Source organism: Aeromicrobium sp. SP1, assembly GCF_055663785.1.
This window is the reverse complement of the sequence record NZ_JBQVVK010000001.1, coordinates 2,564,918-2,583,322: the sequence shown is the minus strand read 5'-3', so window position 1 is coordinate 2,583,322 and position 18,405 is coordinate 2,564,918. Positions and strand designations below refer to the sequence as shown.

21 protein-coding genes and 3 tRNA genes are annotated in these 18,405 nt (G+C 71.4%); 18 read left to right on the top strand and 6 right to left on the bottom strand.

The annotated features are described in order from the left end of the window. Positions 1–103 precede the first annotated feature (103 nt). The 6 genes from ACT26F_RS12780 to ACT26F_RS12755 all read left to right on the top strand — a co-directional run bounded on the left by ACT26F_RS12780 (position 104) and on the right by ACT26F_RS12755 (position 7,096). The gene (locus ACT26F_RS12780) at positions 104–1,258 is read left to right on the top strand and encodes a PucR-like N-terminal domain-containing protein (protein ID WP_471670925.1); all 1,155 of its coding nucleotides are present in this window, start codon (positions 104–106) and stop codon (positions 1,256–1,258) included. Beyond that, positions 1,255–2,448: an MFS transporter gene (locus tag ACT26F_RS12775; RefSeq protein ID WP_471670924.1), complete on the top strand. Its 1,194-nt coding sequence runs from the start codon at positions 1,255–1,257 to the stop codon at positions 2,446–2,448. Before ACT26F_RS12780 ends, ACT26F_RS12775 begins: the two co-directional genes overlap by 4 nt. A gap of 133 nt (positions 2,449–2,581) precedes the next feature. Continuing rightward, on the top strand, positions 2,582–3,931 hold the full coding sequence (locus ACT26F_RS12770) for a metallophosphoesterase (protein ID WP_471670923.1): 1,350 nt from the start codon (positions 2,582–2,584) through the stop codon (positions 3,929–3,931). A 32-nt stretch (positions 3,932–3,963) separates the two neighbouring features. Beyond that, positions 3,964–4,542: a dCTP deaminase gene (gene dcd, locus ACT26F_RS12765; protein WP_471670922.1), complete on the top strand. Its 579-nt coding sequence runs from the start codon at positions 3,964–3,966 to the stop codon at positions 4,540–4,542. Between the two features lie 19 nt (positions 4,543–4,561). After that, positions 4,562–6,277 (top strand): AMP-binding protein, encoded by a 1,716-nt coding sequence (locus ACT26F_RS12760; RefSeq protein ID WP_471670921.1) that lies wholly within the window; start codon positions 4,562–4,564, stop codon positions 6,275–6,277. A gap of 9 nt (positions 6,278–6,286) precedes the next feature. Continuing rightward, positions 6,287–7,096 (top strand): HAD family hydrolase, encoded by an 810-nt coding sequence (locus tag ACT26F_RS12755; RefSeq protein ID WP_471670920.1) that lies wholly within the window; start codon positions 6,287–6,289, stop codon positions 7,094–7,096. 39 nt (positions 7,097–7,135) lie between these two features. Here the strand turns inward: ACT26F_RS12755 and ACT26F_RS12750 are convergent, their stop codons facing one another. After that, positions 7,136–7,618, bottom strand: coding sequence for a TetR/AcrR family transcriptional regulator (locus tag ACT26F_RS12750; protein WP_471670919.1), 483 nt, complete (start codon positions 7,616–7,618; stop codon positions 7,136–7,138). Positions 7,619–7,701: 83 nt separating this feature from the next. On the opposite strand from ACT26F_RS12750, the gene ACT26F_RS12745 reads away from it, so the two are divergent. From ACT26F_RS12745 to ACT26F_RS12720, 6 genes are read left to right on the top strand one after another with little or no spacing between them, the layout of a single operon-like run. Beyond that, positions 7,702–8,322, top strand: coding sequence for a biotin transporter BioY (locus ACT26F_RS12745; RefSeq protein ID WP_471670918.1), 621 nt, complete (start codon positions 7,702–7,704; stop codon positions 8,320–8,322). Next, positions 8,323–8,994, top strand: coding sequence for an energy-coupling factor ABC transporter ATP-binding protein (locus ACT26F_RS12740; RefSeq protein WP_471670917.1), 672 nt, complete (start codon positions 8,323–8,325; stop codon positions 8,992–8,994). Next, entirely contained in the window at positions 8,991–9,620 is a 630-nt protein-coding gene (locus tag ACT26F_RS12735) for an energy-coupling factor transporter transmembrane component T family protein (protein ID WP_471670916.1), read from the top strand. The genes ACT26F_RS12740 and ACT26F_RS12735 overlap by 4 nt, the downstream gene beginning before the upstream one ends. Positions 9,621–9,672: 52 nt before the next feature. Next, the gene (locus ACT26F_RS12730) at positions 9,673–10,410 is read left to right on the top strand and encodes a LytR/AlgR family response regulator transcription factor (protein WP_471670915.1); all 738 of its coding nucleotides are present in this window, start codon (positions 9,673–9,675) and stop codon (positions 10,408–10,410) included. After that, complete coding sequence (locus ACT26F_RS12725; protein WP_471670914.1) at positions 10,407–10,811, top strand: DUF485 domain-containing protein; 405 nt, start codon at positions 10,407–10,409, stop codon at positions 10,809–10,811. Before ACT26F_RS12730 ends, ACT26F_RS12725 begins: the two co-directional genes overlap by 4 nt. After that, complete coding sequence (locus tag ACT26F_RS12720; protein WP_471670913.1) at positions 10,808–12,313, top strand: sodium/solute symporter; 1,506 nt, start codon at positions 10,808–10,810, stop codon at positions 12,311–12,313. The genes ACT26F_RS12725 and ACT26F_RS12720 overlap by 4 nt, the downstream gene beginning before the upstream one ends. 3 nt (positions 12,314–12,316) lie before the next feature. Here the strand turns inward: ACT26F_RS12720 and ACT26F_RS12715 are convergent, their stop codons facing one another. Genes ACT26F_RS12715 through ACT26F_RS12705 form a run of 3 tightly spaced genes read right to left on the bottom strand, consistent with a single transcriptional unit; the run spans position 12,317 to position 14,385 of the window. Next, positions 12,317–12,853, bottom strand: a complete 537-nt coding sequence (locus ACT26F_RS12715) for a winged helix-turn-helix domain-containing protein (protein WP_471670912.1) — start codon at positions 12,851–12,853, stop codon at positions 12,317–12,319. A 49-nt stretch (positions 12,854–12,902) separates the two neighbouring features. Continuing rightward, positions 12,903–13,400, bottom strand: coding sequence for a bacterial proteasome activator family protein (locus tag ACT26F_RS12710; RefSeq protein WP_471670911.1), 498 nt, complete (start codon positions 13,398–13,400; stop codon positions 12,903–12,905). A 10-nt stretch (positions 13,401–13,410) separates the two neighbouring features. Further along, positions 13,411–14,385, bottom strand: a complete 975-nt coding sequence (locus ACT26F_RS12705; RefSeq protein WP_471670910.1) for an NAD(P)H-quinone oxidoreductase — start codon at positions 14,383–14,385, stop codon at positions 13,411–13,413. A gap of 34 nt (positions 14,386–14,419) precedes the next feature. On the opposite strand from ACT26F_RS12705, the gene ACT26F_RS12700 reads away from it, so the two are divergent. The 4 genes from ACT26F_RS12700 (at position 14,420) to ACT26F_RS12685 (ending at position 16,815) form a co-directional block, all read left to right on the top strand. Further along, positions 14,420–15,193 carry a carbon-nitrogen hydrolase family protein gene (locus ACT26F_RS12700; RefSeq protein WP_471670909.1) on the top strand — a complete coding sequence of 258 codons (774 nt, stop codon included), beginning with the start codon at positions 14,420–14,422 and terminating at the stop codon, positions 15,191–15,193. Further along, positions 15,190–16,242: a hypothetical protein gene (locus ACT26F_RS12695; RefSeq protein ID WP_471670908.1), complete on the top strand. Its 1,053-nt coding sequence runs from the start codon at positions 15,190–15,192 to the stop codon at positions 16,240–16,242. Before ACT26F_RS12700 ends, ACT26F_RS12695 begins: the two co-directional genes overlap by 4 nt. 45 nt (positions 16,243–16,287) lie before the next feature. After that, positions 16,288–16,376 (top strand) — tRNA-Ser (locus ACT26F_RS12690). 1 nt (position 16,377) lies between these two features. Then, positions 16,378–16,815, top strand: a complete 438-nt coding sequence (locus ACT26F_RS12685) for a hypothetical protein (protein ID WP_471670907.1) — start codon at positions 16,378–16,380, stop codon at positions 16,813–16,815. Between the two features lie 146 nt (positions 16,816–16,961). On the opposite strand, the gene ACT26F_RS12680 is transcribed toward ACT26F_RS12685, so the two are convergent. Together ACT26F_RS12680 and ACT26F_RS12675 are read right to left on the bottom strand one after the other, a co-directional pair. Continuing rightward, positions 16,962–17,051: transfer RNA gene (locus tag ACT26F_RS12680), tRNA-Ser, on the bottom strand. 45 nt (positions 17,052–17,096) lie between these two features. Continuing rightward, complete coding sequence (locus ACT26F_RS12675) at positions 17,097–17,732, bottom strand: TetR/AcrR family transcriptional regulator (protein WP_471670906.1); 636 nt, start codon at positions 17,730–17,732, stop codon at positions 17,097–17,099. A gap of 99 nt (positions 17,733–17,831) precedes the next feature. Here ACT26F_RS12675 and ACT26F_RS12670 point away from each other — a divergent pair. Both ACT26F_RS12670 and ACT26F_RS12665 read left to right on the top strand, forming a co-directional pair. After that, a tRNA-Arg gene (locus ACT26F_RS12670) sits at positions 17,832–17,904 on the top strand. 104 nt (positions 17,905–18,008) lie between these two features. Next, a complete protein-coding gene (locus ACT26F_RS12665; protein ID WP_471670905.1) occupies positions 18,009–18,383 on the top strand; it encodes a PH domain-containing protein in 375 nt (124 codons plus the stop codon). The last annotated feature ends 22 nt before the right edge of the window (positions 18,384–18,405 follow it).

Here is an 18,405-nt window from a genome sequence, read left to right as displayed (position 1 = left end):
GGAGACTCGCATCAAACACGGGAACAGAACTAGGAGCGCAGGGGCGAAGTTCGTGGACCCGTCCTGTCTCGCGAGTACAGTTTCGGGCCGATACAGTGCCGACATGACGGCGCAGTCGAGTGTCCTCCAGCTGAGTCCGGAACTGCGCGCGCGGACGCGCGGCGTGATCCTCGACGCGGTCGTCAGCGGCGTCCCGGCCTATCGCAACGGCTTCGACCGCCCCGGTGAGCACCACGTGACGGACCGGATCATGGCGGCGATCGACACCTTCGTCGAGGCGGCCAGCAACGGCGACGAGGAGATGGACCGGGCCCGGTCGATGGCCTTCGAGATGGGTCGGCTCCAGGCCCGGATCGGGCAGGGCCTCGACGACCTGCTCGCCGCCTACCGCGTCGGCACGCGCGCGGCGTGGCACGAGTACGCCGAGGCCGCCCACGCCGAAGGGCTGGACGCCCGGCAGATCGCCGACCTCGCGAGTGCGCTGTTCGGCTTCGTCGACCAGGTCTCCGCGGCCAGCATCGCGGGTCATGCGGAGGGAGTGTCGTCCGCTCGCCGCGCCCTGGAGCAGGCGCGTGAGCGCTTCGCGGACCTCGTGGTGCAGGCGGCGGCCGGTGACGACCTGCGCGATGCGGCCGACGCCGCCCGAGTTCGCCTGCCCGAGACGGTCACCGTGGTCGTCGCGGCACGACACGACCTCGTCCGGGTGACCTCGCTGAGTCCCGCGGGCGCCCTGCCCGCCTCGACGGAGTCCGCGGCCGGCGCCGGGGTGGTCGTGCTGCCCGACCTGTCCGCGTCGCGCCGTGCCCGCCTCGTCGCCGACCTCGCCGCGGTCCAGGCGTGCGTCGGTCCGACCGTGCCGATCCGTCGCGCCGCGGCGTCCCTGCGGCTCGCCGAGCGGTCGTGGGACCTCGGCGCCATGACGGGCGTGCGCGATGTCGAGGACCACCTCCTCGACTGCGTCCTCAGGGCCGACCGCGACGCTGGCGACCTGCTGTGGGAGCGAACGATGGCCCCGTTGTCCGGACTGTCGGAGCGGAAGGTGGAGGCGCTCACGGACACGCTGCGGAGCTGGCTGCTCCATCTCGGCCAGCGTGGCGCCGTGGCGCACGAGCTCGGTGTCCATCCGCAGACGGTTCGGTACCGGATGGACCAGATTCGTGAGGCGTTCGGCCCGCGGCTGCAGAGTCCGGCCGAGGTCGAGCGGATCATCGTCTGCCTCGCCGCGCGCCCCGGACCGTCGTCGATCGAGGGCCGGTGAGCACGCCCCGCCGTGGGCTCGTGGCCGTCCTCGTCCTGCTGTTCGTCAGCGGTTGGGCGGCCAACCACTTCGCGGCGATGCTGCCCGTCCTCGCCGAGGCCGAGGGGCTCTCGCCGGCCGTGCTCAAGGGAGCGTTCGGGATCTACGCGCTCGGGCTGCTGCCGGGACTCCTCGGTGGCGGGAACCTCTCGGACCGGCGGGGCCGCCGCCCGATCGTGCTGTGCGGCGCGACGGCGGCGGCCGCCGGCAACGCGCTGATGCTGTTCTGGCACACCGAGTCCGGTGTGTTCGTCGGGCGGCTCGTCGTGGGGGTGGGTGTCGGCCTGGCCGTCAGTGCCGGCACCGCCTGGGCGGCCGACCTCGGTGCCCAGCGAGGCGCGACGCTTGCCGGAGTGGTGCTCACTCTGGGCTTCGGCATCGGGCCGCTCGTCACGGGACTGATCGCGCAGTTCTCGCCGGAGGCCGTGGCGCTGACCCTCCCGTTCGCCGTCACTGTCGCCCTGTCGCTGCTCGCGGTCTTCGGTGCGGCGCGGGTCCGGCCGCCCGCGGTGACGGCGTCGGTGCAGGAGATCGGTCCCGAGGACGCCGCTCGCGCGGGTGTCGTCGCGGCGGGGGAACGGCGGGGAGTCGCCCTGGCGCTGGCCGCCGCGGTCCCGATGGCGCTGTGGGTCTTCTCGACGGTCACGGTCGCGATCGTCGTGCTGGCCGGACGCATGGAGGACCACCACGGAGGTCCGGCACTGACGGGGGCGTCGGCGTTCCTGGCGCTCGGCACCGGCGCGGCGATCCAGGTCGTGGCGCGCCGCGCGGGCTGGGGTCCGCAGGCCGGCGTCGCAGGCGCCCTCCTGGCCGGCCTCGGCTTCTGCCTCGCCGCCGCCGCGGGCGAGGCGCCCTCGGTCGCGATGTTCCTGCTCACCGTCGTGGTGCTCGGCCTGGCCTACGGCCTGTGCCTGCGCGAGGGACTCGTCGACGTCGAGCTGCTCGCGCCCCGGGAGTCTCGGGGCCTGGTCGTCGGCGTCTTCTACGTCTGCACGTACCTGGGATTCGGCCTGCCGGTCCTGCTCGAGGTGATCCGGCCCGCGGCGGGACTCGCGGCGCCACTGCTCGTGCTGGCGGCCGCCGCCGTGACCGCGGCCGCCGTCCGAGCCGTCCACATCCGCACGTCGACCCACCTGCGCCGCGTGCCCTGAGCGGGCCGCCGGTCGAGGTCGACCCTCGCCAGCGGCCGTGGATCGTGTCACGATGGGAATCTCCCCGCATCTCTCGAGGCCGAGTATGTTCCCTCGAACGCTCCGACAGCCGATCGCGCTCTGCGCCGCCTTCGTGGCAGCCGTCGCACTGCTCGCCGCCCTCGGCAGCCCGAGTCCCGCCGCCGCCGCGACGCGACCGGTCCTCGACCGCAACGGCGACCGCGCGACCTTCACGGTCACCGGCCAGGGCCGCGTGCGCGTCACGGCCCGCGCCGCGTACTGCAAGGGCTTCCCCACCCTGCGGATCTGGGTCGACGGGAAGCTCGACCGGACGGTGCGGACGACCCGGCGCGGTTCGCGGGTGTACCTGAGCGCGAAGTCGTACGCCGCCGGGAAGCATCGCGTCACGGTGGTCATGCGGCGCGATGCGAAGGTGACGAAGCGCGGCGCGGTCGTGTGCAACCGGCGCGTCCGCCTCATGAGGGTGACGATCCCGGCCGGTCCGGCATCGCCCCAGGTTCCCGGCGTCACCCGCTCCGTGCCCTATCCGACCCCCGTCCCCGGCGACGAGGACGGTGCGTTCTCGATCGCCATCATCGGCGACACCCAGAACGAGGTGCTGAGGCCCAACACCGCCGCGAACCCGTCCCTCGTTCGCGCGCGGTGGTTCGTCGACCGGGCCGCCGCCGAGGACGTCCGGTTCCTCGTGCAGACGGGCGACCTCGTGAACTGGGGCTGGCTCGACCCGGTGCAGTACGTGGTCGCCGGTGCCGCGATGCGGACCCTCGCCTCGGCCGGGGTGCCGTTCCAGGCGTCGATCGGCAACCACGACACGCGGGCCGTGCGTGAGGGCGGCAGCGACTACCGGAGCGTGTGCCTCGCGAACGGCGGCTCGTCGGCGTCCTGCAGCTCCAACGTGCTGCTGCGCAGGACGAACGAGTACAACGCCGCGTTCCCGCCCGAGGACTACACGCGCCTGGCCGGCGCGTTCGAGGCGGGGAAGGTCGACAACACGTACTCGTCGTTCCAGGCGGCGGGCCGCTCGTGGCTCGTCCTCAACCTCGAGCTGTGGCCGCGGTCGGGCGTCATCGCGTGGGCCCGAGCGGTGATCGCGGCCCATCCGGACGCGAACGTCATCATCCAGACCCACGACTACCTCACCCAGTCGGGACGCGTCGCCGGCAACGGCGGCTACGGAAACGAGGCCGCGACGACCATCAAGTCCCAGCTCGTCGACCCGTTCGCCAACGTCAAGCTCGTCTTCTCCGGTCACGAGGGCCTCGCCACGACGCGCCCGTTCGACTCCGGCGGACACCGGGTCGTGGCGTACCTCGGCAACGAGACCGGCAACGTCGCGGTGACGCGCCTGCTCACGATCGACGTCCGGCGTGGCACCGTGACGTCGAAGTGGTGGCTGGGCACCGCCGACCTCGCGTCCGCGCCGTACGACACCGACCAGGTGACGGGCCTGTCCTTCCGGTGAGCCACCGGGCGGTCGTGCGTTAGGTTCTACTCGTGCTGCTTTCGGACCGCGACATCCTCGCCGAGATCGACGCCGGACGGGTGGGGCTCGAGCCCTACGAGGCCTCGATGATCCAGCCCTCGAGCATCGACGTCCGCCTCGACAAGTTCTTCCGCGTCTTCGACAACCACAAGTACCCGCACATCGACCCCGCCGAGGACCAGTCCGAGCTGACCCGCGAGGTCGAGGTGGTCGGCGACGACGCCTTCATCCTGCATCCCGGCGAGTTCGTCCTCGGGTCCACGTACGAGTACGTGCGCCTGCCCGACGACGTCGCGGCCCGACTCGAGGGCAAGTCCTCGCTCGGTCGTCTCGGTCTCATGACGCACTCCACGGCGGGGTTCATCGACCCCGGGTTCGAGGGCCACATCACGCTCGAGCTGGCGAACGTCGCGACCCTGCCGATCAAGCTCTACCCGGGCATGAAGATAGGCCAGCTGTGCTTCTTCCGGCTCTCCTCGGCGGCCGACAATCCCTACGGCTCGGCGAAGTACGGCTCGCGGTACCAGGGCCAGCGCGGCCCGACGGCCTCGCGTTCGCACGCCAACTTCCACCGCACCGTCATCGACTGACCGGGCAAGGAGCCGCCGCGTGTTCGACGACCGACCGTGGCTCGCGAGCTACTCCGACGGGGTGCCGGCTGACGTCGAGGTCCCCGACTGCACGATCGGTGCGCTGCTCGATGACAGTGCGCGACGGTGGCCCGACCGGATCGCCGTCGACTTCCTCGGCGCGACGACGACGTACGCCGAGCTCGCCGCCGAGGTGGCTCGGGCGACCTCGGTCCTGGTCGACCTCGGGGTGCGGCCCGGTGATCGGGTCGCCCTCGTGCTGCCGAACTGCCGCGCCCACGTGGTCGCCTTCCACGCCGTGCTCGTCGCCGGCGGGGTCGTGGTGGAGCACAACCCGACCTACACGACGGCCGAGCTGCACGACCAGTTCGGGCTCGCGGCGCCCGTCGTGGCGATCGTCTGGCGCAACCGGGTCACCGACGCGCTCGAGGCGGCGCGGGGGACGTCGGTCCGTGAGGTCGTCGCGGTCGACGTGGCACTCGACCTCCCGCGGCTCTCGCGGCTCGCGCTGAGGCTGCCGCTGTCGTCGGTCCGGGCCACGCGGACGGCGCTCACGGGGGCGTCGACCGGCGATGCGCCGCAGTGGTCGACCCTCGTCAAGGCGGCGCGACCGATCGACCGCGCCGTGGAGCGCCAGCCCACGGACGACGCCCTCGTGCTGTTCACCGGCGGCACGACGGGGATCCCCAAGGGCGCGGCGATCACGCACCGCAATCTCGTCGCGAACGCGACGCAGGGCCAGGCGTGGGCGCAGTTCCGTCCCGGCGACGAGGTCGTGTTCGGGATGCTCCCGTTCTTCCACGCCTTCGGGATGATCTTCTGCGTCGTGCTCCCGCCGCTCATCGGCGCGACCCTCGTGGCGTTCCCGAACTTCGATCCCGTCGCCGTCGTCGGTGCCCAGCGGCGCCGGCCGGCGACCTTCATGCCCGGCGTCGCGCCGATGTTCGGCCGGATCCTCGACGCGGCTCGCGCGCGCAAGGTCGACCTGAGCGCCGTCCGACTCGCGTTCAGCGGGGCGATGCCGCTGGCGGCCGAGGTCGCCGAGCGGTGGGAGGCCGAGACGGGCGGCCTGCTGATCGAGGGCTACGGCATGACGGAGTGCTCGCCGATCGCGCTCGGCAACCCATGCTCGCCGGCGCGCCGGCGCGGGGCGCTGGGCGTGCCGTTCCCGAACACGCAGATGCGCGTCGTCGACCAGGACGAGCCGTCGCAGGACGCCGTGCCGGACGCGAACGGAGTCGTGCGCGGTGAGCTCTGCGTGCGAGGTCCCCAGGTCTTCCGCGGCTACCTCGACCGCCCCGACGAGACCGCGATCGTCCTGCCCGACGACGGCTGGCTGCGCACGGGCGACATCGTCGAGGTCGACGGCTCCGGGTTCGCCGTCCTGGTCGACCGGATCAAGGAGATGATCATCGTCGGCGGCTTCAAGGTGTTTCCCTCGGTCGTCGAGGAGCACCTGCGCGAGCTGGCCGGGATCGGCGACGTGGCCGTCGTGGGCGTCCCGCGCGCCGGAGGCACCGACGAGGAGGTCGTGGCGGTCGTCGTCGCGTCCGAGGACGCGCCGGCCCCGACGCTCGCGCAGGTGCGCGAGTTCGCCGGGCAGCGCCTGCCGCCGTACGCCGTGCCGCGCCGGCTCGAGGTCGTGGACGAGCTGCCGCGGTCGATGATCGGCAAGGTGCTGCGCCGGGTCGTGCGCGAGGAGCACCTGGCGCGCGGGGTTGTCGATCGGGACTAGGGTCGAGAGGTGACCGCGCCTGACATCCGACTCGTCGTGGCCGATCTCGACGGGACCCTGCTCGACGAGCACAAGCAGATCCCCGCCGGGACGTTCGAGCTGATCCACGAACTGCGTGCACGTGGTGTCGCCTTCGCGCCGGCCAGCGGCCGCCAGTGGGCCACCGTCGCCTCGATGTTCGAGGAGGTCGACGACGGACTCGTGATCATCGCCGAGAACGGTGCCTACGTGACCAGCGACGGCGTCGAGGTCGCCGTCCATCCGCTCGATCCGGAGTGGGTCTTCGACGTCGTCCGCAAGACCGAGGGCCTCGTCGACCAGGGCGTCGACCTGGGCATCGTCGTGTGCGGCGTCGGCTCGGCGTGGATCACCCGCACGGATCGCCCGTTCCTCGACCAGGTCGAGCCGTACTACCGGCGACTCACCGTCACCGACGACCTCACGACCGTGCAGGACACGATCATCAAGATCGCGGTCCACGACTTCGGCGACCCCGAGGCGGTCACCGCCCCGTTCCTGCTCGAGCACTGCGAGCCCAACCCCGTCGCGATCTCCGGAGCGCACTGGGTCGACGTCATGCCGAAGGGTGTCGACAAGGGCCTGGCCGTGCGCGAGCTGCAGGCCAACATGGGCATCGATGCGACCCAGACGATGGCCTTCGGCGACTACCTCAACGACTACGAGATGCTCCAGTCCGCCGACTGGTCCTTCGCGATGGGCAACGCCCACCCGGACATCATCGACGTGGCCAACTACACGGCCCCGCCGAACTACGAGAACGGCGTCCACACCACCGTCCGCGCGGTCCTGGGCCTCTGAGCGAGACCTTGTGCAGGGGTCAGCGCCCCGCCCCGGGGGTCAGCGCAGGATGAGGGCGAGGCCGCGGGCGAAGGAGGCGTCGAGGTCGGGGTCCTCGGCGACGATGCCGACGTGGGCGGCCTGGCGGTGCATCTGGGTGGCCTGGGTGTGGCCGAAGACGTAGAGCAGGAGGGTGCGCGCGACGTCGGGCGACGTCACGGCGGCCAGTTCGGTCTCGATGCGGGAGTCGCCGAGGCGGAATGCCGACGCCGTCGCGACGACGTCCGCGCCGTCGCGCACCGACAGCATGGCCTCGCGCAGGGCGTGGGCCGCCTTGACGGGGTCCTCGCCGACCTCGACCTCCGCGACGAGGCGATCGGCCATGAGCGCCAACAGCGTCTGCTTGTCCGGGACGTGGTGGTAGAGCGCGCTGGGCTGGACGCCGAGCGCGCCGGCGACCCGGCGCATGGAGCAGAACTCGAGGCCGTACTCGTCGAGCACGCGCAGCGCACCGGTCACGACGTCGTCGAGGGAGTTGGCCACGCGGTCACTGTATACGCTAGCCTGAACGCCGTTCAGGTGAACACCGTTCAGGCCTGCCCGCACCGCCGATCCAGGAGAACCCCATGACCGAGTCCTCGACCGCCGACGCCATCGCGACGGACAAGACCGGCGGCAACACGACCGTCGCCGTCGACCTCGCCCTGATCGCCGCGTTCGCCGCACTGATCAGCGCGTGCGCGTACATCGGCGCGATCCCCGTGGGCGGGCAGGGCGTCCCGATCACGCTGCAGACCTTCGGCGTCATGCTCGCCGGCTGCATCCTCGGGCCGTGGCGCGGCTCCGCCGCCGTCCTGCTGTACCTCGCCCTGGGCCTCTTCCTGCCCGTCTACGCCGAGCACTCGTCCGGCCCGGGCGTGTGGACCGGCATCACGTGGGGCTACCTGCTGTCGTTCCCGATCGCCGCGTTCGTCGGCGGTGCGCTCGTGAAGTACGTCGCCGGACCCAAGGGCAAGACCCGCGCCGTCGTCGTCTTCGCCTGCTCCATCACCGCGAGCATCCTCGTGATCCACCCGCTGGGCATCATCGGCATGGCCCTGCACCAGGACGTCAGCTTCATGACCGCCGCCGCGTGGGACGTGCCGTTCTGGCTCGGCGACCTCGTCAAGACCAGCCTCGTCGCGATCATCGCCGCCGAGGTGCACCGCGCCTTCCCGCAGCTGCTCCACCCGAACACGGACCGCTGAATGGCGACGATCCGGTTCGAGGCGGCGGGGGTCGGGTCGCGACTGCGGCCGACGACCCTCACCCTGACCGAGCACCGGATCGGCGTCATCGGCTCCAACGGATCGGGCAAGTCCACGCTCGCCCGCCTCGTGAACGGACTCGTGAGCCCCACGGCGGGGCGCGTGCTGATCGACGACCTCGACGTCGCCCGGCAGGGTGCGGCCGTCCGGCGGCGGGTCGGGTTCGTGTTCACCGATCCGGGCGCCCAGGTCGTCATGCCCACGTGCGTCGAGGACGTCGAGCTCTCGCTGCGCCGCCAGGAGAAGGATCCCGGCCGCCGACATGAGCAGGCGATCGCCGTCCTCGAGCGGTTCGGGCTCGGCGAGCTGGCCGACCGCAGTGTGCACGCCCTGTCCGGCGGGCAGCGACAGCTGCTCGCCCTGGCCGGCGTGCTCGCGACGGACCCCGACGTCATCGTGGCGGACGAGCCCACGACGCTGCTCGACCTCGCCAACACGCGCCGTGTCGCCGACGAGTTGTTCGCCCTCGAGCAGCAGGTCGTGCTGGTCACCCACGACCTCGACCTCGTGACCCGCTGCGACCGCGTGCTCGTGGTCGCCGACGGCGCCGTGACCTTCGACGGTCCCGGCGACGAGGCCGTGGCCCACTACCGCGCGGCGGTCGACGCATGAGCACGCCCGAGGAGGAGTACCCCGGCGCCCTCGTCGGCGACTACCGGCCCGGCAACGGTCCGCTCCACCGCATGGCGGTCGGTCCGAAGCTCGCCGTCCTCGCGGCCTTCGGCGTCACGGTGGTCAGCGTCCGCAGCATGCCGGCGTCCTGGCTCTTCCTCGCGGTGGCCGTCCTCGTCGCGATCCTCGGCGGCGTCGGCGTGCGCACCGTCGCCCGGGCCGGTCGGGCGATCCTGCCGGTCGCGGTCGCGATCGCGGCGTTCCAGTGGTGGCTGTTCTCGGGATCGAAGGCGATCGAGACCGTCGTCGACCTGCTCGCGCTCGCCCTCATGGCGGTCGTGTTCACGACGACCACCTCCCCGCAGCGCATGCTCGACCGGATCACGGTCTGGGTCCGACCCCTGCGCCACGTCGGCATTCCGCCCGAGCGGGTCTCCCTGCTGTTCAGCCTCGCGATCCAGGCGATCCCCACGACCCTGCAGCTGGCCCGCGAGACCCACGACGCCGCCAGGGCCCGAGGACTCGACCGCAGTCCCCGCGCACACCTGTCGCCCCTCGTCATCCGCACGGTTGCCCGCGCCTACGAGACCGGCGACGCCCTGCACGCCCGCGGCATCACGGACTGATCGGTGCGAAAGGTCACGCCCAGCACGGTGGCGACTGACTAGGCTCGGCCTCATGGCGCGCGCACTGCGGACGCTGGTGGTCGACGACGAGCAGCCGGTCCTGGACGAGTTGGTCTGGCTGCTCGGGCGCGACGACCGGATCGGCCCGATCGACACGGCCCGATCGGGCACCGACGCGCTGCGACGACTCGACGCCGGCGACGTGGATCTGCTGTTCCTCGACATCGCGATGCCCGGCCTGACCGGGATCGACATCGCCCGCCTGCTGGGCAAGTTCGCGTCGCCGCCACGGATCATCTTCGTCACGGCCCATGACGCGCACGCCGTCGAGGCGTTCGAGCTCAACGCCATCGACTACCTGCTCAAGCCCATCCGCGAGGAGCGCCTGCGCGAGAGCGTCCGCCGCGCCGTGGCCGACATCGACGCGGCGGGAACCGAGCCCGACGACACGATCGCGGTCGAGCTGGCGGGCGTGACCCGGTTCGTGTCCCGCTCGCACGTCACCCACGCCGAGGCTCAGGGCGACTACGTGCGACTGCACACCCTCGGCGGCGGCAGCCACCTGATCCGCATCCCGCTCGGCTCGCTCGCCGAGGAGTGGGCCGGCGCGGGATTCCTGCGCATCCACCGCAGCATCATGGTCAACCGTGCCCACATCGTCGAGGTCCGGATGGTGGCCGGCCGCGCGAGCATCATCGTGCCCGCCCCGGGCGGCAGCACGACCGAGCTGCCGGTGGCGCGGCGGCACACACGGGCCCTGCGCGAGCTGATCGGCGAGCGCACCCCGTGACCTCCTCGCCCGAGGAGCCCGTGCAGGGCCGGGTCCGGATCACGAGTCCGCTGTCCCACGCGCCGGCGCACGTCCGCAGCAGCGTCGGCCAGGAGATCGACGAGGCGACCGGCGTCGGCGAGGTCTACATGCAGTCGCTCATACGGTCCCAGCTGCGCGCGGCCCTCACGGTCGCGATCACGCTGCTGCTGACCGTCGTGAGCCTGCCGCTCGTCTTCCTGTGGATGCCGGGCCTCAACGACCACCGCCTCGCGGGCGTCCCGCTGCCGTGGCTCATCCTCGGCGCGGGGGTGTACGTCGACGTGATCGTGCTGGGCTGGCTCTACGTCCGCCATGCCGAGCGGGCCGAGCGGCTCTTCGCCCAGCTGGTCGAGCCGGCCCTGGGTGAGCGGGCGCCGTGAGCCCCACGTGGGGCATCGTCGCCGTCGCCCTCGTCTCGATCGCGACGGTCGCGATCGGTGCGTTCGGACTGCGGCTCAGTCGGACGACGAGCGACTTCTACGTCGCCTCCCGGTCGGTGTCCCCGGCCCTCAACGGCTCGGCGATCAGCGGCGAGTACCTGTCCGCCGCGTCGTTCCTGGGCATCGCCGGGCTGCTGCTGATCAACGGCGCCGACATGCTCTGGTACCCGATCGGCTGGACGGCCGGCTACCTGCTGCTGCTCGTCTTCGTCGCGGCCCCGCTGCGCCGGTCGGGCGCCTACACGATCCCGGACTTCGCGCAGGTCCGGCTCCAGTCGCTCGCGGTCCGACGCGTCTCGACGGGACTCGTCGTCGCGATCGGCTGGCTCTACCTGCTGCCGCAGTTCCAGGGCGCGGGCCTGACGCTGCAGACCGTCCTGGGCTCGCCGCGCTGGGTCGGCACGGTGCTCGTGGCCGCGATCGTCACGATCAACGTCATGCTCGGCGGGATGCGCTCGATCACGTTCGTGCAGGCCTTCCAGTACTGGCTCAAGCTGACGGCGCTGCTGATCCCGCTCGTGTTCCTGCTGCTCGCGTGGTCGAACGACGGCAAGCCGCCCGTGAACGCGCCCGACGCGTGGCTCGCCCCGCTCGGCGACGGCAGCGCCCAGAGCATCTACACGACCTACGCCGTGATCGTCGCGACGTTCCTGGGGACGATGGGGCTGCCCCATGTCGTCGTGCGGTTCTACACCAATCCCGACGGCCACGCGGCGCGGCGCACGACGCTGATCGTCCTCGTGCTGATCTCCGGCTTCTACCTGCTGCCGACGTTCTACGGCGTCCTCGGCCGGGTCTACGCCTCCGACCTCGTCGCCTCGGGCCGCGCCGACACCGTCGCCCTCGAGCTGCCCAGCCGGGTGTTCTCGGGGACTCTCGCGGAGTTCCTGACGGCGCTCATCACCGCGGGCGCGTTCGCCGCCTTCCTGTCGACCTCGTCCGGCGTCACGATGGCCGTCGCCGGCGTCGTGGGACAGGGACTGAGCGACCACGGGCCGTGGCGGGGGCGGCTCTCGTCGATCGCGGCGCTGCGGATCGCGGCGGCGTTCTGCGTGCTCGTCCCGCTCCTGCTGGCCTTCGTCGCCGAGCCGATCCCGGTCGCCAACTCCGTCGTGTTCGCGTTCGCGCTGGCCGCATCGACGTTCTGTCCGCTGCTCGTGCTCGGGATCTGGTGGCGCGGCCTGACGTCCGCGGGCGCGATCGCCGGCCTCGTGGGCGGTGGCGTGTGCGCCGCGACGGCGCCGTTCGTCACGCTCGCGGCCGACGTCCACGGGTGGTGGGCCACGCTCATGGGTCAGCCGGCGATCTGGTCGGTGCCGACCGGCTTCGGACTCATGATCGGGGTGTCCCTGCTGACCCGCAGCTCGGTCCCGGCCACGGTCGGCCGCACGATGGTGCGCCTGCACACGCCCGAGCGCGTCCAGGTAGACCGGCGGTTCTGAGGGTCAGACGCGACGCGCGGTGTCGAGCCGGTCGAAGGCGTCGAGCACCTCGCCCACCGTCGGCTTCTCCATCGCGACCACGGCGGCGCGGGCGCGACCCTCGCGCTCCTGCCGCAGGTGCCGCTTGACCGTCGAGGTCGAGCAGCCCAGGCGGTCGGCCAACTGCCGGCACGTCTCGTCCGGGTGCGCCTTGCGCATGCCGATCACCTCGGCGTGGTCCACCGGACCACCACCGACGCGCGCCGTGCCGTAGGGGCTGCTGTCGAGCTGCACCTCGATACCGAGGTCGCGACGCAGGCGACGGCGCTCGGCCTCGCTCGTGCAGGCGAGGAAGCCCGTCACGTCGACGTCGACGACCGCCCGATACAGACAGGCGTCGAAGACGGCACAGCCGGCGCAACGACGGTGCGCGGCCGCGCGTTTGCCCTGGTAGTCCCGCCATGCGTCGGCGCTCACGTCGCGCCGCGACGGGGGTGTGAGCAGGACCTCGTCCTGGTACATCGCCGGCGTGATCGCGCACGGCGGGAGTGTCGGCGTCATTGCCATCACCTCGTACTTCCCGGGACGAGCAGTCCCTGGTGACTCCAGCCTAGAGGTACATCCCCCCGGCCTCGGCGGGTGTGGCGCGTTCCCCCGCGTCTGATTCGTCACGTCCGGGCGAACCCGGCAGCGCCAGCCTCATGTTCTGCAACTGACTCTGCGCCTGGACCTGCTGGGCGTAGAGCGCCGCCTGGATGCCGTGGAACAGCCCTTCGAGCCATCCGACGAGCTGGGCCTGCGCGACGCGCAGCTCGGCCTCGCTCGGCGCGGCGGAGTCGAACGGCAGGCTGAGCCGCTCCAGCTCGTCGACGAGCTCGGGGGCCAGACCGTCCTTGAGCTCGTCGATCGACTGGACGTAGATGTCGCGCAGCCGCGACCGGCTCGCCTCGTCGAGTGGAGCGGCCTTCACCTCGTCCAGCAGCTGGCGGATCATCCCGCCGATGCGCATGACCTTCGCGGGCTGCTCGACGAGGTCGGTCAGCGCCGTGCGCTCCGAGCCCGCGTCGACGGGGTCGCCCTGCTGGTCGATGATCCGCTCGTCGCTCATGTCGTCCACCCTAGGACCCGACCTCGAGGACGACCTTGCCGACGTGGGTGGACGCCTCGAGGACGCGATGCGCGTCGGCCGCGTCGGCGAGCGCGATGACCTCGTGGAGGATCGGACGGATCTCGTCGGCCTCGATGAGCGGCCACACCCGATCGACCAACGCGGCCATGATCGCGGCCTTCTCCTGGGACGGACGGAAGCGCAGCGAGGTCGCGGCGATCGTCCCCTGCTTCGCGAGCAGCGTCCCGAGGTCCAGCTCGCCCTTCGTGCCGCCCTGCAGGCCGATCACGACGATGCGACCGCCGCGGGCGAGCGCCGCGAGGTTCTGCGACAGGTACTTCGCGCCGATGATGTCGAGGATCACGTCGGCACCGCCGGCAGCGCGGGTCACCTCGACGAAGTCCTCCTCGCGGTAGTTCACCACCGCGTCGGCACCCAGCTCGCGTGCCGCCTCGGCCTTCTCCGCGCTGCCGACGGTCGTGACGACCTTGGCGCCGTAGGCCTTCGCCAGCTGGATCGCGGTGGTGCCGATGCCGCTCGTCCCACCGTGGACGAGCAGGGTCTCGCCGGGTTGGAGCCCTGCCGTCATGAACACGTTCGACCAGACGGTCGCGAACGTCTCGGGGATCGCCGCCGCGTCCAGCAGCGAGGTGCCCTGGGGGACCGGGGCGGTCTGGCCGGCCGGGACCACGACCTGCTCGGCATACCCGCCTCCGGAGAGCAGCGCGCACACCTCGTCGCCCACCTGCGGGGACGTGACGCCCTCGCCGACCGCCTCGACGATGCCCGAGCACTCGAGGCCCAGGACATCCGTCGTGCCCGGCGGCGGCGGGTAGAAGCCCTGGCGTTGCAGCAGGTCCGCGCGGTTGACACCCGCCGCGGCCACCGCGATGAGCACCTCGCCCGGGCCCGGGACGAGGTCGGGGACCTCGCCGATCACGAGGTTCTCGGGGCCACCGGGCTCACGGACGACGATTGCGCGCATGGAGTCCACGGTAGTGACCGGCCACACTGGAGTCATGCGCGTGACACTCGTACAACTGGCCTCGGGGATCGACTCGGCCGCCAACCGGGATCTGGTCTCCGACCGGCTCGCCGCCGTCGACGGCAGTGACCTCGTCGTGCTGCCCGAGGCGACGATGCACGACTTCGGCTCCGCCGACCACGACCTGGCCGCCATCGCCGAGTCGCTCGACGGACCGTTCGTCGGTCTGATCTCGGAGCAGGCCCGACGGCTCGGCTCGACGATCGTCGCGGGGATGTTCGAGCGGACCGACGGCCTGCCCTACAACACGCTCGTGGTGGTCGGCCCCGACGGCGACCTCGTCACCAGGTACCGCAAGGTGCACCTCTACGACTCGTTCGGCTACCGCGAGTCCGACCGGCTGCGCGCCGGCGACATCGCGCCCGTCGTCCTGCCGATCGGCGATGTGAGCGTCGGTCTGATGACGTGCTACGACCTGCGGTTCCCCGAATTCGCGCGGATGCTGGTCGACCGTGGGGCCGAGGCGTTCGTCGTGCCGGCCGCGTGGGTGGCCGGTGAGCGCAAGGTCGACCACTGGCGCACGCTGCTGGCCGCGCGCGCGATCGAGAACACCGTGTGGGTGGCCGCCGCGGACCAGGGAGGCGAGCGCTACACCGGTCACACCTTGGTTGCCGATCCGTGGGGAACTATCGTTGACGAGGCCGCCGGGGGGAACGAGGTGGTCACCGCAGACCTTGCGGTGGACACCGTGCGGCGCTCACGCGAGGTCAACCCCTCGCTCGCCAACCGGAGGATCTCGACGACGTGACCACGACGCAGCCGGGCCGACGACGCCTCGACACGTCGGTCCCCACGCCCTACGAGGTGGCGACACGCGAGCCTCGCGTCGCGTCCGTGGGGTTCGCTCGCGCCCTCCAGGTCGGCACGTTCGTCCTGTGGCTGATCAGCACGGCCGGCGCCGCCACCGCGATCGTCGACGTCGGTGCGCCCTCATGGGTGTGGCGGCCGTCCGCGGCCGTCCTGGTCGTCGTCTTCTCGCTGATCCTCACGCACCGCACCGGCGGACACATGCGGATCTGGGTCAGCCTCACGGCACTGCTGTCGTTCACGGCCCTGGTCAGTGACATGAACAGCCTGCTCGCGTCGGCGGCCGGCACCACCGCCGTCCTGGCCGCGGTCACCTCGGTCATGTTCACGCGGCCTGCGCGGAACCTCCTGCAGGTGCTGCGGGAGTACGTCGTCATGCTCGTGCTCGCGCTGAGCGGCACCGTCGGCGTCGCCGCCTGGAACGCGAAGGTCGACGTGCAGCCGTTCGGCCTCATCGTGATGGCCGTCGCCGTCACCCTCGCGATCTCGATCGTGTGGCGGCTCGGCTCGGGCCTGCACGGTCTCGGCCGCGGCCACCTCAAGCTGCTCGTCATCGTCGCGGTGATCGCGGTCGGGCTGTTCTTCTACGGCAGCATCGTCCGCACGTACGGCTCGACCGCCCTCAAGGACCTGATCGACGACACGATCGTGTGGATGCGCCAGAACACCGGTGGCGTGCCGCGGCCGTACGAGTTCCTGATCGGCTTCCCGGCGCTCATCGTCGGCACGTCGATGCGCTCGCGCTACCGCGAGGGCTGGTGGGTGTGCGTGCTCGCCGTCGTCGGCACCGTGATCGTGTCGGTCTCGCTCATCGACCCGGGCGCGTACCCCACGTACTTCGCGCTGTCGACGCTCTACAGCGCGATCCTCGGCCTCGCGATCGGACTGGTCGCGCGGCTCTTCGTCATGGCGCCGCGGACCAAGCGTGCCGCCCGCGCCGTGCAGCGTCCCACCCGCACCGAACCGAAGCGGCTCGCACCGCTGAAGTAGCGGGTGCGAGAATCTCTGGAGTGCCGTCGCCTCGGTGGCGGCCCTGGAGGGGTGCCGGAGTGGCCGATCGGAACCGCCTTGAAAGCGGTCGCTGGCAGCGATGTCAGCCGCGGGTTCGAATCCCGCCCCCTCTGCGTGACTCGTTACCGACTCGATCGGGCGCACCTCATGGTGCTCGCCGGCGTGTGCTTCATCGTCGCCGCCGTCGCGGTCGTCCTCGCCTTCCTGACCGCAGGCCACGGTGATGCCGGCACCACGACGGCCGTCATCGCGACGGCGGTCGCGATCATCGCGCTGCTCGTCGCCGCCGTGGCCAACCTCAGGCCGCCGGTCGTGCTGACGCTCGACCCGGCCGGCTACCGGGCCCGCGGCCGCCACGGCGACGGCACGTGGGCGTCGATCGAGGACGTGGCCGTCGCCGACGGCCTGCTGCGCTTCACCGACGCGGACGGCACCACCACCGCGTTCCCGCTCTCGCTCATCGAGCGCACGCAGCGACCCGCGCTCGTGCGCGAGGTCTACGACCGGCTCAACACCGCGAACGGGTACGAGCGGTTCGATCCAGCGGGCTGACGCGGGACCAGGCTCGCCCCACCAACAACGAAACCCGGGGAACAGGCTCACGTGCCCGGGCGGGCGGAGCGAGCTCCGCCGTGGCTGGCCCTGCCTCACCAACAACGAAACCCGGGGAACAGGCTCACCTGTTCCCCGGGCTTGGGTGGCGGAGATGGCGGGATTTGAACCCGCGAGAGGTTTAAACCTCAACCCGCTTAGCAGGCGGGCGCACTAGGCCACTATGCGACATCTCCAAGACAACCGGTTCAGGATACCGGCCACCCCTCGGAGATGCCGAATCAGGTCGACTTCGACGGGGGAACCATGAACGTCGACGGCACCTCGGGCAGCTCCGAGGGCGGGTGCGGGTGGGCCCTCATCCCGTCCAGCAGCAGCGCCGCCATCCGCCGGGCGACCCCCGATCGGTTCTCCGGGGCGAAGTTGTGCATCGCGCCGAGCACGAACGGCGTCGCCGCAAGATCAGCCGGTTCGAGGTCCGGTCGGGCCGACCCCTCCGCCTTCGCCCGCTCCACGATCTGCGCGATCGGGCCGAACCAGCGCTCGCTCGGTCGGTAGTCCGGATTGCTCGTCGCCTGTCGCCGCATGATCTCGGCCGTCAACGGGCTCTCGATCAGGATCGGCACGCTCTCGCGCAGGACCCGTTCGAGGGCGCCCCAGCCGGTCGGCTCCGCCAGCGCCCGGTCCGCGATCCGGTCGAATCGGACCACCACGCGCTCGTACAGGGCGCGGACGATGTCCTCGTGGGACGCGAAGTTCCGGTAGAGCGTTCCCGCGCCGACCTTGGCGGCCTGAGCGAGGCCCTGCAAGGGAGCGTCCACCCCGTTCTCGGCGAAGTACACCTCCGCCGTCTCGAGGATCCGCTCCCGGTTCGCGACCGCGTCGCGCCGCATCGGGACTCGGGGCACGTCGGACATGGACTCCAACGTACGGGCATCGGTCCCGAACTCCTCGGATCCCCCGATTTTCTTTCACTGGCCCCGGCACGTTAGACTCGTCGAGGCCCGCGAGGGCGTGCGCCCGTAGCTCAACGGATAGAGCATCTGACTACGGATCAGAAGGTTAGGGGTTCGAATCCCTTCGGGCGCGCTTCAGACCCCCGGTCGACCACCACGTCGGCCGGGGGTCTTCTCGTTCCTCTCGCCTCCCGCCATTTCGAGGACAGGCCGGTCCTCACGTGGGAACCTCTCCGGATGGAGATCGCCCCCATCACCGCCTGGACCCTGATCCAGGAGATCCCGATCCCCGACGACGTCACCGATGTCCTCCTCGACGGCGAGCAGGCCGTCGCGGCATTCAAGACGTTTCGGGACTCCGCCGTGTTCACGACGAAGCGACTGATCGTCCGCGACGCCCAGGGAATGACGGGCAAGAAGGTCGAGATCTACTCGCTGCCGTACAGCAGCATCACCATGTGGTCGTCGGAGAACGCCGGTGGATTCCTGGACCACAACGCCGAACTGGAGATGTGGACCCGAGCGGGTCACATCAAGATCAAGCTCGACAAGAAGATCGACGTCCGTCGGCTGGACAAGCTCATCGCGTGGGCCGTCCTGCAGGCGAGCTGATCCGAGCGAGCGCCTGTCCGGG